The sequence below is a fragment of the Tessaracoccus zhenghani genome (genome assembly GCF_055326325.1).
This window is the reverse complement of the sequence record NZ_JBUZNQ010000001.1, coordinates 97,348-113,912: the sequence shown is the minus strand read 5'-3', so window position 1 is coordinate 113,912 and position 16,565 is coordinate 97,348. Positions and strand designations below refer to the sequence as shown.

General features: G+C 67.9%; 17 protein-coding genes. 14 read left to right on the top strand and 3 right to left on the bottom strand.

Translation table 11 applies throughout. The annotated features are described in order from the left end of the window. Nucleotides 1-34: 34 nt before the first annotated feature. Complete coding sequence (locus tag ACZK4S_RS00500; RefSeq protein ID WP_459397935.1) at nt 35-1,237, bottom strand: winged helix-turn-helix domain-containing protein; 1,203 nt, start codon at nt 1,235-1,237, stop codon at nt 35-37. Between the two features lie 64 nt (nt 1,238-1,301). Beyond that, nucleotides 1,302-2,189, bottom strand: coding sequence for a sunset domain-containing protein (locus ACZK4S_RS00495; protein WP_143570828.1), 888 nt, complete (start codon nt 2,187-2,189; stop codon nt 1,302-1,304). Between the two features lie 160 nt (nt 2,190-2,349). Between ACZK4S_RS00495 and ACZK4S_RS00490 the strand changes: the two genes are divergently transcribed. Beyond that, complete coding sequence (locus ACZK4S_RS00490; RefSeq protein ID WP_463643049.1) at nt 2,350-2,859, top strand: peptidylprolyl isomerase; 510 nt, start codon at nt 2,350-2,352, stop codon at nt 2,857-2,859. A gap of 23 nt (nt 2,860-2,882) precedes the next feature. Here ACZK4S_RS00490 and ACZK4S_RS00485 read toward each other — a convergent pair whose 3' ends face one another. After that, complete coding sequence (locus ACZK4S_RS00485) at nt 2,883-4,616, bottom strand: DEDD exonuclease domain-containing protein (protein WP_463643048.1); 1,734 nt, start codon at nt 4,614-4,616, stop codon at nt 2,883-2,885. A 132-nt stretch (nt 4,617-4,748) separates the two neighbouring features. Here ACZK4S_RS00485 and ACZK4S_RS00480 point away from each other — a divergent pair, with 132 nt between their 5' ends. The 13 genes from ACZK4S_RS00480 to ACZK4S_RS00420 all read left to right on the top strand — a co-directional run bounded on the left by ACZK4S_RS00480 (nt 4,749) and on the right by ACZK4S_RS00420 (nt 16,561). Continuing rightward, complete coding sequence (locus ACZK4S_RS00480) at nt 4,749-5,855, top strand: C40 family peptidase (protein ID WP_463643047.1); 1,107 nt, start codon at nt 4,749-4,751, stop codon at nt 5,853-5,855. Nucleotides 5,856-6,020: 165 nt separating this feature from the next. Next, the gene (locus ACZK4S_RS00475) at nt 6,021-7,232 is read left to right on the top strand and encodes an ethanolamine utilization protein EutH (RefSeq protein ID WP_463643046.1); all 1,212 of its coding nucleotides are present in this window, start codon (nt 6,021-6,023) and stop codon (nt 7,230-7,232) included. A gap of 1 nt (nt 7,233) precedes the next feature. Continuing rightward, a complete protein-coding gene (locus tag ACZK4S_RS00470; RefSeq protein WP_463643045.1) occupies nt 7,234-7,527 on the top strand; it encodes a EutN/CcmL family microcompartment protein in 294 nt (97 codons plus the stop codon). A 35-nt stretch (nt 7,528-7,562) separates the two neighbouring features. Next, on the top strand, nt 7,563-9,071 hold the full coding sequence (locus tag ACZK4S_RS00465) for an ethanolamine ammonia-lyase reactivating factor EutA (protein WP_463643044.1): 1,509 nt from the start codon (nt 7,563-7,565) through the stop codon (nt 9,069-9,071). A 31-nt stretch (nt 9,072-9,102) separates the two neighbouring features. Then, complete coding sequence (locus ACZK4S_RS00460; RefSeq protein ID WP_463643043.1) at nt 9,103-10,470, top strand: ethanolamine ammonia-lyase subunit EutB; 1,368 nt, start codon at nt 9,103-9,105, stop codon at nt 10,468-10,470. 4 nt (nt 10,471-10,474) lie between these two features. Continuing rightward, nucleotides 10,475-11,380 (top strand): ethanolamine ammonia-lyase subunit EutC, encoded by a 906-nt coding sequence (gene eutC / locus ACZK4S_RS00455; RefSeq protein ID WP_463643042.1) that lies wholly within the window; start codon nt 10,475-10,477, stop codon nt 11,378-11,380. Between the two features lie 15 nt (nt 11,381-11,395). Beyond that, nucleotides 11,396-12,052: an ethanolamine utilization microcompartment protein EutL gene (gene eutL, locus ACZK4S_RS00450; protein ID WP_182765460.1), complete on the top strand. Its 657-nt coding sequence runs from the start codon at nt 11,396-11,398 to the stop codon at nt 12,050-12,052. A 12-nt stretch (nt 12,053-12,064) separates the two neighbouring features. Further along, the gene (locus ACZK4S_RS00445; protein WP_463643041.1) at nt 12,065-13,588 is read left to right on the top strand and encodes an aldehyde dehydrogenase family protein; all 1,524 of its coding nucleotides are present in this window, start codon (nt 12,065-12,067) and stop codon (nt 13,586-13,588) included. 212 nt (nt 13,589-13,800) lie between these two features. Further along, on the top strand, nt 13,801-14,088 hold the full coding sequence (gene eutM / locus ACZK4S_RS00440) for an ethanolamine utilization microcompartment protein EutM (protein ID WP_076058227.1): 288 nt from the start codon (nt 13,801-13,803) through the stop codon (nt 14,086-14,088). 39 nt (nt 14,089-14,127) lie between these two features. After that, nucleotides 14,128-14,733 (top strand): cupin domain-containing protein, encoded by a 606-nt coding sequence (locus ACZK4S_RS00435; protein WP_076058229.1) that lies wholly within the window; start codon nt 14,128-14,130, stop codon nt 14,731-14,733. Between the two features lie 2 nt (nt 14,734-14,735). Continuing rightward, complete coding sequence (eutJ, locus tag ACZK4S_RS00430; RefSeq protein WP_083665291.1) at nt 14,736-15,614, top strand: ethanolamine utilization protein EutJ; 879 nt, start codon at nt 14,736-14,738, stop codon at nt 15,612-15,614. A 1-nt stretch (nt 15,615) separates the two neighbouring features. Then, nucleotides 15,616-16,242 (top strand): hypothetical protein, encoded by a 627-nt coding sequence (locus ACZK4S_RS00425; protein ID WP_463643040.1) that lies wholly within the window; start codon nt 15,616-15,618, stop codon nt 16,240-16,242. A gap of 10 nt (nt 16,243-16,252) precedes the next feature. Beyond that, nucleotides 16,253-16,561, top strand: a complete 309-nt coding sequence (locus ACZK4S_RS00420; protein ID WP_463643039.1) for a hypothetical protein — start codon at nt 16,253-16,255, stop codon at nt 16,559-16,561. Nucleotides 16,562-16,565: the final 4 nt, after the last annotated feature.

The window sequence follows — 16,565 nt, the reverse complement described above, 5'->3', positions numbered from 1 at the left end:
GCACGGGGTCAGGCCGGCGGCTCCTGTGGACAACTCAGAAGTGGGGCTTCAGCGCAGCGACCCAGGTGCCGGGGCCGGTGAAGGACACTGAGCCCAGACCCTGCCATTCGGCGGCCTCTGCCAGCAGCGGCGCCACCCGGGTGGCCAGTTCCTCTCGCCGGTGGGCGCTGGCCGGCTCCACATGCGCATGCTGGACCCGCAGGACGCCGGCCTGCCTGTCGGCCTTGAGATCGACGCGGCCGACGAGTTCGTCGTCGACCAGCACGGGCAGCACGTAGTAGCCGTGCTCGCGCTGCTCTGCCGGCGTGTAGATGGAGATGCGGTAGCGGAAGCCGAACACCCGCTCGGCGCGCGGGCGGAACCACACCAGGGGGTCGAACGGCGACAGCAACGCGGCCGCTGTCACGGAGCGTGGCACCCGTTGACCCGTGGCCAACCACGCCGTGCGGGCCCAGCCGTCGACCTCGACCGGCTCAAGCTCTCCGCGCGCCACCAGCACATCGACCGCCCTCTGTGCAGGAGCCCGCTTGATCCGCGGATAATCAGCCAGGTCCTCGAGGGTGGCCACACCGTGGGCGACGGAGGCCCTGCGGACGAGTTCGACGACGGCCTCGTCCTCCGGCACCGCGACCCGCGCTTCTGGCGGGAGCACGTCGCCGGCGACCCCGTAGACCCGTTCGAACCGGTCACGCCCCACGACGACGATGTCGCCCTTGCGGAAGAGCCTGGACGCTGCCCAGTAGACGTCGTTCTTGTTCCACCAGCCCCCGCTGGTGGGGGCGTTCAGCGGGTGTTGGAGGTCTCGGACCCTCATGGGGCCGGACAGGTGAAACTCGGCCAGCACCTCGTCGATGAGGCGCTCGTTCTCCTGCGCCCAGCGCTCCCAGCCGGGCCGTTCGGGCCGCGCCCGGTGCCACGCCCACAGCGGCCAGTCTGCCACGGGCATGATGGCCGCCTCGTGGGAGAGGTATTCGGTGAAGCTGCCCAGCCGGGTGGCGCGCTGGTCGTGGTGGACGATCCGGTCCAGCGTCGCGCGATCATACGGGCCGAGGCGGGAAAGGATCGGCAGGTAGTGGCTGCGCTCGAACACGTTGACCGTGTCCAGTTGAAGCACCCCGAGCCGCGCGATGACCGCCCGCAGCGCGGCCGACCCCACCGTCGCCTTCCGCGGCCTGCCCAGGCCCTGGGCGTCGACGGCGATGCGCCGTGCGGCGGCGGGACTCAGGCGGCGGTGCATGGGCTACACAATAGAACCGGGCGCCGACAGTGCGTCGGCGCCCGGCGGGGTGAGAGCAGTGCGGTCAGCGCTGGGCCCTCGTGAAGCCGGCTGCCTCAGCCGCCTCCTCCGAGTTGAACCAGACTTCGGCGATGGTGCGGTCATAGCCGCCGCTGCCTTCGACGTGGTACTTCTTCGAGCGCTCGTTGCCCTTGATGGTGAACCCTGCGGGGGGCTCAGTGCCCACGTAGGAGCCGTCGCCGTAGCCGGCGGCGGCCGTGCCGGGCGCCGCAGCGTCGTCAACCACCGACGCCGGAGGCGTGGTCTCGGTGGTCACGTCCTGTGCCTGCACCTCGTCCTCGGCCGGCTCGGCCACCTCATCGGTGGGTTCGACGGTGTCCGAGGCGAACTTGGCCGCGTTGGAGAACGTGTCGTTGTTGTTCACGTACGCCTTGGAAGGCTCGTGGGCCGTCCAGCCATCGTCCTTCGGGGACAGGAAATGCCGCACCGCCGCGGCTGCACCGGCGACGATGGCGCCAATGGCGAGGACCTTGCCGAACGTGCGCCAGCCGCTCTTCTTCGGGGCGGGCTCGAGTTCGCCCTTCAGGGCCTTGAGCGCTGCCTTGCCCCGCTTGCCGCCCTCGATGACGACGGGGAGCTCAGCGGCCTGGTGCAGGAAATCCTGGACCTTCGGCAGCAGGTCGTCCTCGACCCGCTCGCGCGCAATTTCGATGGCCGGGGCGACCTTGCTCATGGCGTCCTTCAGATGCGGCTCGAAATCGTCGAGGCGCTTGGCCGCGTAATCCGCGGTGCGGATCTTGGCATCGTGCAGGACGGGTGCGGCCTGCTTCTGAAGATCCGCCAGCATCAGCTGCGCGCGGTCCAGGCCTTCCTTCAGAGCGGCGGTTGAATACACGGCGGCGGCAGAAGCGGTCTCTGCGGCGGCCTTCTTCAGTTCTTGTGACCTTCTCACAAGTTCCTCCCATGGTTGTGGCTCGTGATCGAGCAGATTCCACGCTACCTGCTTGTAGGGTCCACTCAAGGCGATTGGCCCAACTTCGCCCGGCGCTTCGCCGTCGTTTCGGCTCGTCTGACAGACTGGGCCTCCAGTGAATCCTCAGAAAGGACAGCGCGTGACCACCGCTACCCTCAAGACCAACCACGGTGACATCGTCATCGAACTCTTCGACAATCACGCCCCCAAGACCGTCGAGAACTTCGTCGGCCTCGCCAACGGCACCAAGGAATACGCCGACGCCAAGACCGATGAGACCACCACGGGCAAGTACTATGACGGGCTGACCTTCCACCGCGTGATCGACGGCTTCATGATCCAGGGAGGCTGCCCCCGCGGTGACGGCCGTGGCGGCCCCGGCTACACGTTCGCCGACGAGTTCCACCCCGAGCTGCAGTTCAACCGCCCCTACCTCCTGGCCATGGCCAACGCGGGTCCGGGCACCAACGGCTCGCAGTTCTTCATCACGGCCGGCCCCACGCCGCACCTGAACAACCGCCACACCATCTTCGGTGAGGTCAAGGACCCGGCCAGCCAGAAGGTGGTCGACTCGATCTCCACCACGCGCACCGGTTCCGGCGACCGTCCGGTCGAGCCGGTCGTGATCGAGACCGTCGAGATCTCCTGACCCCTCGCCGGTTCAACCAGGGATCACGAGGCGAGCAGTTCCGAGAGGGGCTGCTCGCCGAGTAGTTCCCGGGGGAGGGCGCCCTCGGGGAGGCCCGCGTTCAGCGGCCATTCCCAGCTCCCGTCCGTCTCGATGAGGCGGACCCCGGGCAGCTCCAGCCAGGAGGCGACCCGCTCAGCCTCCTCGATGCTGGCGGCGGGCCAGCCCCCCGTAACGGGCAGTACGGTCTCTGCCAGCGCGACGGCATCCTCCGCCGCGGCCCGCGCCCGGGCTGAGGGCGCCGTGGTGGCCGCGGCCAACCGTCCGTAGCGGATGACGTGGATGTCCCAGCCCGCCGCCGAGGGGACGGCGGCCACCAACTGGCGGCACCTGGCCAGCGACCGCACACGGTGGAACCGCAGGGAGGTGCGGTAGTACGCGGTGAGCCGTTCCGCCACCTCGCCGGCCTCCTCGTAGCGTTCCTGCCCGACGAGCTTGCTCAGACGGCCACGCACGCTGCGGAGCACGGGGCGCACGTCGGTCTCCCAACTGCTGCGCACCTCCTCCACCACGGCGCCGTAGCCCTCAGCGCCTGCCCCGAGTTCGCAGGGGGCAAGGCAGCGGCCCATCTCCGCGAGGGCGCACGATGCCGACGCCGTCTTCCTGGAGAGGCGCGGCGTGCAGCGCCGCAACTTGAAGGCGTCGTACAGCGTGAGCGCTGCCTCGTTGGCGGCGTCGCGGCTGCGGAACGGCCCGAAGTGCGACGCCCCGTCGCGCACCGAGGTGACCACGGACAGCCGGGGGAACGCCTCGTCGGTGAGCTTCAGCCAGGTGAGTTTGCGCTGGTTCTTCGACCGACGGTTGTACCGCGGCGCCAGCGACTCGATCATCCGCAGTTCCCGCACCTCCGCCTCCAGGTCCGTGGCGCAGGGGATGAACTCGACGCCGGTGGCCACCCGGACCATCTCGTGGATGCGGCCGCGCTTCTCAGCCGCCGAGAAGTAGGACCGCAACCGTCGCTTGAGGTTGTTGGACTTGCCCACGTAGAGCACTTCGCGCTTCGGGCTGCCGTCCGCCGCCGTCGAATCCGTCACGAAGAAGTAGACGCCGGCCGACTCCGGGGCGTCCTGGGCCCAGACCCGCTTGGCGCGCCTGTCCGGCGAGACCTGGAGGGCGAACTCCGTGAGGTCCTCCAGCGTGTGCACGCCGAGGTTGCCGACGCGGGCCAGCAGCCCGTGCAGCACGTCGACGGTGGCCCGGGCGTCGCTGAGCGCCCGGTGGTTGGGCTCGGTGGTGGCGCGGAAGTAGCGCGCCAACGTGGCGAGCTTGCAGTTGGGCACCTCGTCGCGCATGAGCGCCGTGCGGGCCACCGCGACCGTGTCGATCACGGTGGGGCGTGGCCAGGTCATGCCCAGTTGCTCGTAGCCGCGGCGCAGGAAGGTGGTGTCGAAACGCGCGTTGTGGGCCACCAGCGCCGCGCCGGCGGCGAACTCCGCGAAGGCCGGCAGCACCTGGGACAGGGGAGGGGCGCCCGCCACCATCTGGTTGGTGATGCCGGTGAGCACCTGGATCATGGGCGGGATGGGCGCCGAGGGGCGCACGAGGGTCTGGAACTCCCCGAGCACCTCGCCGCCCCGGACCTTGACCGCGCCGAACTCGGTGATCTCTGAGTCTGCGGCCCCGCCGGTGGTCTCCAGGTCCACCACGACGAACGTGACGTCCGGGAGCGGTACGCCGAGGTCCTCGAAGGACGGCTGGGAGAAGGCGGTGGCAGACATGAAGGAGACGATAATCGCCGGTGCCGACAAATCCTGCACCGGGTTGAGCGAGTCTGTGGACAGGACTTTGAGAAAGCCTGAAAAGAGCTTAGGATTCTCTCAGATTTGCTGTCCGCCACCACTGGAGCTTCCGTGAACCGAGTTCGTGCCGCCGTCGCCGCTGTACTCACCTCAGCTGTCATCCTCACCGGAACCGTCGTGGCCAGCGCGGACCCCCAGGCGGTCGAGCAGGCCCGGGCTGATCTGGAGCGCATCCAGCAGGAGTCCTCGGCCATCGACCAGCAGATCATCGAGTCCCATGACCGTGCAGCGCAGGCGGAGAAGAAGCTGGCGCGGCTGAAGACCGACGTACAGACGCAGGAGGAGAAGGTCGGGAAGCTGTCCTCGGAACTCGGGGACGTCGCCGCCTTCCAACTGCAGCACGATTCGGTGTCCCTCACGGCGCAGCTGCTGCTCAGCAGCTCCTCGGACAACTTCCTCAGCGGCCTGGCCACCCTGCACAGCGAAGTGGACCGCAGCAACGCCGGGATCCAGCAGCTGCAGCTCGTCCAGGCCAAGCTCACCACCCTGCGCGAGGACGCCGCAGCCACGGAGGCCGCCCTGAAGAAGGAGCACGCCGCCAAGGTTGAGCTGGCCGATGACTACGACGCCAAGGAAGCTGAGGCGGAGGCCGTCTACAAGCGCCTCTCGGCCGAGGAGCGCGAGCGCCTCGCCAGGCTGGAGGCCGAACGGGTCCGCCAGGCGGAAGAAGCCCAGCGCCGCGCCGAACTGCGCGCGGCCCGTGCACAGACGGCCGCGGCGGCTCCCGCAGCGCCAGGTGCAGCGCCGGCCGCCCCCGCAGCAGCGGCGCCCGCTGAGCCGGCCGCCCCCGCACCTGTAGCTTCCGGCCGTGCACAGGACGTCGTCAACGCGGCGCTCAGCAAGGTCGGCAAGCGCTATGTGTGGGGCACCTCGGGGGAGAACACGTTCGACTGCTCCGGCCTCACCAGCTGGGCCTACCGCCAGGTCGGCGTCAACCTGTCGCGCTCGTCGCGCACGCAGTGGAGCTCGGCCGGCTACAAGGTGTCGAAGTCGGAACTCCAGCCCGGAGACCTCGTCTTCTACTACAGCCCCGTCAGCCACGTGGGCATCTACATCGGCAACGGCAAGATCGTCGACGCCGCCAACCCGCGCTCCGGCGTCCGGGTGGCCGGCCTCAACTCCATGCCCTTCACCGGCGCCCGCCGGGTCATCGGCTGAGGCGATCAGCCCCTTTGTCCGCGTCCCGATCAGTGGACGGATCTCGAGTAAGTTGACCTAGGCGTGCATTTCATGCATTCCGAAGCGGAACTGTTCCACCCTCGCTAGAGTCCAAAGGAACCGCACCCTCAACGTCGAGGGGCGGCCTCAATGGTGAGGGGAACAATGGACATCAACGAAATCATTGTGTGGATCCTGATGATCTGCATGGTGCTCGGCGGTCTCGACCGAGCAATCGGCAACAAGTTCGGCCTCGGCGAGCACTTTGAGGAAGGTTTCAACGCCCTCGGCCCCCTGGCCCTGGCAATGGTCGGCGTGACCTCGCTCGCCCCTGTTCTGGAAAAGCTGCTCAGCCCCATTATCAGCCCGTTGTACGGCGTGGTCGGGGCTGATCCCGCCATGTTCGCGGGCACGTTGCTCGCCAACGACATGGGCGGCTGGCCGCTGGCTGAACAGATGACCGACAACCTCATGGCCGCACAGTTGTCCGGCCTGATCCTGGGCTCCATGATGGGCCCGACCATCGTCTTCACGATCCCGGTCGCGCTGAGCATCATCAGCAAGGAGGACCGCGGTTACCTCGCCAAAGGCATCCTCGCCGGCATCGTGACCATCCCCATCGGCGTCTTCGTCGGTGGCGTGGCCGCAGGTTTTCCCGTCGGGTTCGTGCTGGTGAACCTCATCCCCGTGCTGGTTGCGGCCATCCTCATCGCTGTCGGCCTGTGGCTGATCCCCGACGGCATGACCCGGGGTTTCGAGGCCTTCGGCAAGGGCCTGGTGTTCGTCATCACCATCGGCCTCATCATCGGTGTCTTCGAGTACATGACCGGCGTGCAGATCATGCCGGCGGGATGGGAACTCGCACCGCCCACCGACGGCCTGGCGACAGTCGCCCAGATCGGCATGATGCTCCTCGGCGCGTTCCCGGCCGTCGCGCTCATCGTCAAGTACGCGGCGAAGCCGCTGTCCAAGGTCGGTGGCCTCCTCGGCATGAACGAGGCTGCTGCCGGCGGCATGGTGGCCACCCTCGCCAACAACATCCCGATGTTCCAGCTCATGAAGGACATGGACCCCCGCGGCAAGGTGCTCAACAGCGCGTTCGCCGTCTCGGCAGCCTTCGTCCTGGGCGATCACCTCGGCTTCACGGCCGGCGTCGAGCGCAGCATGATCGCGCCGATGATGGCCGGCAAGCTCACGGCAGGCATCCTCGCCGTCGCGCTCGCGTACTTCCTGTTCCGCAGGTCGCTTCCCGCAGCGGCTCCCCACGAGCCCACCGGCAAGCACGTGCACGAACCGGTCATCGACCTCGAGCCGGAGCACGAGCCGGATGCCCGCCCACCGCTGCGCGACGACCCGAGGGACCCGGCGGAGGCCTGACATGCGGATCGCCAGGGTCATCGGATCGGCCGTGTCCACCATCAAGGCGGAGACGTTGCGCGGCACCAAACTGCTCGTGGTGCAGTCGGCCTCCACCGCTGATGAGCTGATCGGCGACGAGGTGTTCGTCGCGGTCGACGTGGTCGGTGCCGGCCAGGGCGAACTCGTCCTGATCAGCGAGGGGAGCGCGGCGCGCCATACCCCGCTGACCGCTGAGGCCCCGGTGGACGCCGTGATCCTCGCCATCCTCGACTCGCTCGAGGTCGGCGGCGACACCACGTTCCGCAAGAGCTGACAGAGATCACGACTACGCACGAGGAAGGAGGTGTGATGGACAGCCGGGACATGCTCTCCGTCGGGATCGACGTCGGGACCACGACGAGCCAACTGGTCCTCTCCGAGCTGACGGTGAGTAACCGGGCCCGCGCGGGACTGGTGCCCCGGCTGGACATCGACGCCCGCCGGGTGCTCTACCAGAGCGAACCGCACCTGACCCCGTTACACACCGCCGACGAGGTCGACGTCGAGCGGCTCGTCGAACTCATCCGTGCCGAGTACCGGCGCGCCGGGGTCGAACCGAGCCAGGTCGAGACCGGCGCCGTCATCATCACCGGCGAGACGGCCCGCGCCCGCAACGCGGAGGAGATCCTGCGTGGGCTGGGCGACCTGGCCGGCGAGTTCGTGGTCACCGTGGCCGGCCCTAACCTCGAGTCGCAGATCGCGGGCCGGGGCTCCGGCGCCGCGCAGTGGTCGGCGGCCAACTATGCCACCGTGATCAACGTCGACATCGGTGGCGGCTCCTCGAACGCCGCCCTGTTCCGCTCAGGTGGGCACGTGGCTTCGGCCGCGTCCATGGTGGGCGGGCGCCAGGCGGTGCTCGACGCGTCCTCGGGTGTGCTCACCCACCTGGCCCCGATCGGCCGGATGCTGACTCGGGAACTCGGGCTCGACCTCCGCGAAGGGTCGGTGCCGCGGCTCGAAGAACTGCGCAGGCTCACCGATGCCATGGCGGAGATCATCGTCGAACTCTGCCTGGGGGAGACCTCGCCGTTGGCCGCCCAGGCGGCCCTGAGCCCGCCCCTCGCCGTCGACGGCACCGTCGGCGCCTACTTCGTCTCCGGCGGGGTCGGCGCCCTCTACTACGACAAGGCACCCGCGCGCACGCTGTCCGAAGTCATCCGTTGGGGGGACGTCGGGCCGCTGCTCGCGGACTCGTTGCGGAGGAACGCACGCTGGTCCGCGTTGCGGGTCGAGCAGCCCGAACAGACGCTGCGGGCCACCGTCCTGGGGGCGGCCAGCCAGCAGGTCACGCTGTCCGGGTCCACCATCTGGGCGGAGGACTCGCACCTGCCGTTGCGCAACGCGCCGGTCATCGAGCCGAGGTTGCAGGACTCGGTGCCCGGACTCGACGACGGCCCCGCCATCGCCGAGGCGCTCGGGGTAGCCGTGGAGCGCTGGGACCGGGGCGATGGCGCAGAGGGAGACTTCGCCGTCTCCCTCGACCTGCCGCAGCGACTCACGTATCCGCAGGTCACAGCGCTGGCCATGGGCATCTGCAGTTTCGCCGTGCGACACCTTCCCCCGGGCCGTCCGCTGGTGCTGGTCACCGAGGCCGACTATGCCCAGGTGCTGGGCCAGACAATCAAGCAGGACCTGCCCGAAGTGCCGCTCATCGTCGTCGACCAGATTCACCTCGGGGAAGGCGATTTCATCGATATCGGGGAGCCGCTCTTCGACGGAAGAGTCGTCCCGGTGTCAGTGAAGACACTCATCTTTTATCAAGCGGCAGAAACAGAAAAACACAACCATCAGACATCAGCCGGAAAGACAGGGAGCTGACCGTGGAAAAGAAAGCCAGGAGGTGACTTCGATGCTGTTGCGGACAAAGTTGTTCGGCCACACCTACGAGTTCGCCGACATCAAGGATCTGTTGGCCAAGGCCAACGAGGAGAAGTCGGGCGATCAGCAGGCCGGTATTGCTGCCGAATCTGCTGCCGAGCGTGTCGCGGCACGACACGTGCTGGCAGAGGTGCCACTGAGCGCGCTACGTGAGAACCCCGTCGTGCCGTACGACGAGGACGAAGTCACCCGAGCCATCGACGACGGCATCAACGAGACGATCTACAACGAGATCAAGGGGTGGAGCGTCGGCGACTTCCGCGAGTGGATCCTGTCCAACAAGACCACCGGCGACGACATCGCGCGCATCAGCCACTCGCTCACCGGCGAGATGGTGGCGGCCGTCACCAAGCTGATGGGCAACCTCGACCTCATCGTCGCGGCCAAGAAGATCCGGGTGGTGACGCACTGCGCCAACACCATGGGGCTGCCAGGCACGTTCGCCTCACGGCTCCAGCCCAACCACCCGACGGATTCGGTCGACGGCATCCGCGCCTCCATCTACGAGGGCCTGTCGTTCGGCTCGGGCGACTCGGTCATCGGCATCAACCCGGCCGACGACTCCGTCGGCTCGGTGAGCCGACTGTTGGAGATGACCCACGAAGTCATCACCCGCTGGGAAGTGCCCACGCAGAACTGCGTGCTCGCGCACGTCTCGACGCAGATGGATGCCATGAAGCGCGGCGCGCCGGTCGGTCTGGTCTTCCAGTCGATCGCAGGCTCGCAGAAGGCGATGGAGAGCTTCGGTATCTCCGTGGACCTCCTCGACGAGGCCTATGCACTGGCGCAGAAGTACTGCGTCACTGCCGGCCCGAACTACATGTATTTCGAGACCGGGCAGGGTTCAGCGCTCTCTGCCGACGCTCACCACGGTGCGGACCAGCTCGTGCTGGAGGCCCGCAACTACGCCATCGCGCGTCGGTGGAGGCCCTACCAGGTCAACACCGTCGTCGGATTCATCGGCCCCGAGTACCTCTACGACTCAGTGCAGATCATCCGCGCCGGCCTGGAAGACCACTTCATGGGCAAGCTGAGCGGCATCTCGATGGGCTGTGACGTGTGTTACACCAACCACGCCAAGTCTGATCAGAACAGCAACGACAACCTGGCTGTACTCCTGGCCTCGGCCGGCGCCAACTTCATCATGGGTGTTCCCATGGGCGACGACGCGATGCTCAGCTACCAGACGACGAGCTTCCACGAGGCCGCGGCTCTCCGCCAGGCACTCGGAGTGCGCCCGTTGCCCGAGTTCGAGGCCTGGATGGAAGAGGTGGGCCTGTGGAAGGACGGCCAGCTCACCGAAATCGCCGGCGACGCGTCCTTCTTCCTGAAGAGGTGAACTGATGAACCAGAAAATTGAGGAGATCGTCGCCAGGGTACTGGCGGAACTGAAGGCCGAGGGCTTCGAGCCCAAGGACAACGTGAAACAGCGGGCGGAGTCCGTCATCAAGCGTGACGGTGGTGACCTGGTCATCGACCTGGCAGACCCCACGCTGGATGAAGCGCGCCACGCGATGCTGGTGGACAATCCCGCCGACGCGGACGGGTTGCGCAACCTGATGGCCACCACCAGTGCAAGGTTGGGTGTCGGTAGGGCCGGGCCGCGCCCGAAGACAGCCACCGCGTTGCTGTTCCAGGCCGATCACGGAGTGACCCAGGACGCCATCTACGGCGTCGTGTCCCAGGAGATCAGGGACCAGTTCAACCTGTTCACCGTGACCACCAGGGTGGAGGACCGGGCCGAGTACCTGCTCCGGCCGGACCTCGGACGCCTGCTCAACGACGACGCCAAGAAGCTCATCGAAGAGAAGTGCGTCAAGGGGCCCGACGTGCAGCTGTGTGTTGTCGACGGCCTCTCGGCCGCCGCCATCGACAACAACCTGCGCGACATCTACCCGGTGATCGAGCAGGGGCTCAAATCCGGTGGGGTCTCCGTCGGCACCCCGTTCTTCATCGAGAACGGCCGGGTGGGTCTCATGAACGACATCAACACGATCGTCAAGGCCAAGGTCGTCGTCCTCCTCATCGGCGAACGCCCGGGCCTCGGCATCGCCGACGCCATGAGCGCCTACATGGGCTTCGACCCGCAGCCCGGCAAATCTGACGCCGACCGTGACCTGATCTGCATGATCACCACCCACGGTGGCACCAACCCGCTCGAGGCCGGCGCCTACATCGTCGAATTCATCAAGCGGATGCTCAAGTACAGCGCCAGCGGAGTCAAGCTCCGCGAGGTCGCGAAAGACTGACGGAAGGTAACTGACATGGCAATCCTGGAACCGGTCAAGCCGACCATCCTGGCCGTGCGCATCATCGCGAACGTCGATCGTGGCTTCGCGGAGAAGTTGGGGCTGGCGGACAACCAACGCTCGCTCGGCCTCATCACGTGCGATATCGACGACTCGCTCTACGTGGCGCTCGACGACGCCACGAAGTACGCGGAGGTCGACGTCGTCTACGCCAAGAGCTTCTATGCAGGCTCGGGCTACCCCTCGGGCCCGCTGTCCGGTGAGATCATCGGCATGCTGGCCGGACCTACCCCGGCCGAAGTGCGCGCCGGTGTGGACGCCGCCATCTCCTACGCCGAGGAGGAGGCGTGGTTCTACACCGCGGACGAGGCTGGTGAGCTCAACTTCTTCGCGCACCTGATCTCCAGCACCGGCAGCTACCTCTCGGAGGGCGCGGGCATCCGCCAGGGCGAGCCCCTGGCGTACCTGATCGCACCGCCGCTGGAAGCCACCTACGCGCTGGATCTCGCGGTCAAAGCAGCGGACGTCTCGGTGCAGGAGTACTTCGCACCGCCGAGCGAGACCAACTTCGCCGGAGGTCTGCTCACCGGCTCACAGAGTGCCTGCCGGGCGGCCTGTGCCGCCTTCCAGGACGGCGTGCTCGAAGTCGCGGCCAACCCGAAGCGCCTCTAGGAGCACTGAGTCATGAGCCCTCACAACATGGACTCGGATCTGAGGTCCATCCAGCAGGCCAGGGACCTGGCCGTGGCGGCGAGGGAGGCGATGCGGTCCTTCCAGTTCGCCTCCCAGGCGCAAGTGGACAAGATCTGTGCGGCCATGGTCGCGGCAGCGATGCGGGAAGCCGGCCGGCTGGGCCAGATGGCCCACGACGAGACCGGCTTCGGATTCCCGGCGCACAAACAGGTCAAGAACGAGTTCGCCGCGCAGGGGGTGTGGGATTCCATCAAGGACATCCCCACCTGTGGCGTGCTCCGTCGCGACGAGAGCCGGGGCATCGTGGAGATCGGCTGGCCGGTGGGCGTGCTGTGCGCACTGACCCCCTCGACCAACCCCACCTCCACCGCCATCTTCAAGGTGCTGATCGGCGTCAAGGCCCGCAACGCGGTGGTCGTGGCGCCGCACCCGTCGGCCAGGAACTGCACCGCCGAGGCGGTGCGCGTCATGGCCGAGGCGGGCGAGGCTGCGGGGATGCCCAAGGGCCTGGTCAGTTGCATGACCGAACTCAGCCTCGACGGCACCAACGAGCTGATGAACCACTACGCCACCTCCATGATCCTGGCCACCGGAGGCCCGGGCATGGTCAAGGCGGCGCACAGTTGCGGAAAGCCCGCGCTGGGAGTCGGGCCCGGCAACGTGCCGGCCTACGTCGACCGCACGGCGCACATCGTGAAGGCCGCCCAGATGATCGTGGAGTCGAAGTCGTTCGACTGCTCCACGATCTGCGCCACCGAACAGGTGGTCATCGCCGACCGGCCGATCGCAGAGCGACTCAAGACCGAGATGCAGCAGCGGGGCGCCCAGTGGCTCTCGGCGGAGGAGTCGGACAAGCTCGCAGGAGCGATGTTCCGTCCCAACGGGATGATGTTCGCGGAGTACGTGGGGCGCACGCCCCAGGAGCTCGGCCGGATGGCCGGGATCCAGGTCCCCGCGAGCACCCGCATCCTCGTGGCGCCTCTCGACGGGGTGGGGCCGAAGTACCCGCTGTCGCGCGAGAAGCTCACCACCGTGCTCGGCTGGATGGTGGAGGACGGCTGGAAAGCCGGCTGCGACCGGGCCATCCAGGTGCTCAGGTTCGGCGGCGACGGCCACTCGATGGTCATCCACTCGCGCGACGAGGAGTCCATCCTCCAGTTCGGTATCGAGAAGCCAGCCTTCCGCGTCCTCGTCAACACCTGGGGCAGCCTGGGTGGCGTCGGTGCGACCACGGGGGTGCGGCCGTCCATGACGCTCGCGCCCGGTGGCATCGGCGGGGCGGTCGTCAGCGACAACATCACCGTCGAGCACGTGCTCAACGTCAAGCGGCTCGCCTACCACCTGCGCCCGGCGCCCGATGTGGCCCGCGCGCACGGAGGACGGCTCGACGGCATGACGCCGGCCGTCGGCGACAGCGACGACACTGCGCAGGCCGCAGAGGCGTCCGGTCAGGACGCGGACGCGGCGCTGATCGAGAAGCTGGTGCGCCAGATACTCACAGAAATGCAGAAATGAGGTCCGCGAGGAGGTAGCCAATGACCGATCAACCAACCAATGTGCCGCCGAGGCGCAGACCCGGCAACGGGAAGAAGCCCGAAGCCACGGCAGAGACCGAGGTGCAGGCCACTGAAGAGGCCCCACCACCGTCGACGCCGTCACCACAACCGGAACAACAATCCGAAACCACACCCCACACCCCGGAAACACCCACTCAAAGGAGAACTCCCATGGCAGATGTCCAGATGATCGCTCTCGGCATGGTCGAGACCAAGGGCCTCGTCGGCGCCATCGAGGCCGCTGACGCGATGGTCAAGGCCGCCAACGTCCGGCTCATCGGCAAGGAACAGATCGGTGCCGGCCTGGTCACAGTGTTCGTGCGCGGCGACGTCGGCGCGGTCAAGGCCGCCACCGACGCCGGTGCAGCGGCTGCGGGTCGCGTCGGCGAACTCGTCTCGGTCCACGTGATCCCGCGCCCGCACGGCGACGTGGAACTCATCCTCCCGCACCGCGACTGACCACCGAAGACGATCGTGAACCGGAAGGAGTGAGCCGTCATGGGTAGGAGCGTCATCACGGCAGCCGAGGTCCAAGCGGCCTCGGGTGACCGCCTCGTGGTGCCCGCCGATGCCATCGTCACCCCGCTCGCGCGGGACGTGGCGAAGGACCGGGGCGTCAGCATTGTGCGGGGAGGTGCCGCGGAGGAAGCGCCGCGGGCCGATGACGCTCTCATGACGCAGATCCGCACGATTGTCACCTCCATGCTGGGGTCGGGTGGGGGCGCGCTCGCCGCCTCCACCGCCCGGCCACGCGTCAAACTGGCCCGCCAGGCCGACGCGCGGCTCGAACCGTTCCCGTACCCGGGTCCGCCCCCGTCCATGGCCGTCACCGCAGGCGACGTGGTCACGGCCGACGACGGCGCGCCCATGGCGGCTGGCTATCTCACCCTCACCAAGGGGTCGTTCCCCTGGACCCTCACCTACGACGAGATTCAGATCGTCCTCGAAGGTGAGCTCCACCTGGGTGGCGACGGAGGCGGCCAGATCGGCCGCCCCGGCGACATCCTCTACGTGCCCAAGGGGTCGTCGATCACGTTCGGCACGCCGTCGTGGGCCAAGTTCATCTACGTCACCTTCCCGGCCAACTGGGAGGAAGGGCTCTGAACATGCACGTGTCCGCGGCTGCGTCGGACCCCACGCCGGGTTCCCCGACGCCGGTCAGACGCACCATGAAGGCGGCCAAGGCGGCGCTGCGGCACCCCCCGCGGATCGCGCCCCACACCCCGATCAGGGTGGGGGTCGATCTCGGCACCGCGTTCAGCGTCGTCATGGTCACCGACCGCGACGGCGCCCCGCTCGCCGCCGCCACGAGGTTCGCCGACGTGGTGCGCGACGGTGTGGTGTGGGACTTCGCCGGCGCCCAGGCCGTGATCCGTGAACTCCGCAACGAGGTCGAGGCCGCCACCGGGCGCACGCTCACCCAGGGTGCCGTGACCATCCCGCCGGCGGTCGGCGCAGCTGACCACCGCGCGCACCGCTACGTCCTGGAGGGCGCAGGGATCGAGTGCACCGCCGTCGTCGACGAGACCACCGCCGCCAACGCGGTCCTCGGGATCACCGACGGCGCGGTCGTCGACATCGGGGGCGGCACCACGGGGGTCGCCATCCTGCGCGGCGGCGAGGTCATCGCCAACATCGATGAGCCGACCGGTGGCACCCACCTGTCGCTGGTCATCGCCGGCGCGTTGAAGATCCCCTTGGCCGAAGCGGAGAAACGCAAGGTCAGGAAGCGCGAGCAGGAGGCGTTGTTGCCCCTGGTCCATCCCACCCTCGAGAAGATCTCCACCATCGTCCGCGCAGCAGTGGCGGGCCACGACGTCGACGTCATCCACCTGGTGGGAGGCACCGCAGCCTTCCTCGGCATCGCCGACATCATGGCCGACATCACCGGTATCCGCACCGTCGTGGCCCCCGAACCCATGCTCGTCACCCCGCTCGGGGTCGCGAGCTTCGCCGAGCCCATCGCCCAGAAGGGAGGCCATTGACATGGCCGATCATTCCGATTTCCAACTGCGGGCCTACTGCCATCTCGACCGCATCCAGCCCCAGTTCGCCGCGTTCACGGGGAAGATCGCGGCCGGTTCCCCGCCGGTGGAGGGCATGAGCAGTCTCTACGTCGAGATGGCGCCGGGCAACTGGGTCTTCAGGGTGGTCGACACCGTGCTGAAGGCCGTTGACGTGAAGCCGGGCGCCCAGGTGGTCGAGCGCCAGTTCGGGATGTTCGAGGTGCACTCCGACAACCAGTCCGAGGTGCTCCGCGCCGGCGAGGTGGTCCTGGAGTCGTTGGGCCGGCCCTTGGAGGCACGCATCGCCCCCAAGATCGCCTCCGAACAGATCATCACCAACGTGCATCCCCTCCAGGCCCAGGTCCTGAACCGGATGAACATGGGCACGATGATCGAGGGCGGCCACACCATGCTGGTGCTGGAGGTCGAACCCGCCGCCTACATCACGCTGGCCGCCAACGAGGCCGAGAAGGCCTCACCGATCTTCCTCAACCACATGAGCTCCGTGGGCATCTACGGCCGGATGTGGATCTCCGGCACGGAGGCCGACATCGAAGCGGCCCGCGCGGCCGCCATCACCGCCATCGAAGCCGTCACGGGACAGTAAGGAACACGCCATGGCTCGCCGCGTACTCACCAAGGAATCCATCGACCAACTGCTCGCCTCCGGCACCACGGAGGTCCGGCTCGCGCCCGGCGACATCGTGACCGCGCTCGCCAAGGAGTACGCCCTCGACCACGGGCTGCGGCTCGTGCCCGCCCCTGCGGCGGCGGCGCCGTCCGCCCCTTCGCCGGCGGCGCAGCCCCCGCCACAGTCCTCAGGCTCCACCGGGGTGGGTGCGGAGGTGCGCAAGGCCGTCGTGGCCGCCCTCGGCTATGAGCCCGACGGGTTGGACAGCGCCATCAACAAGGCCCTCAAGAAGTAACGCC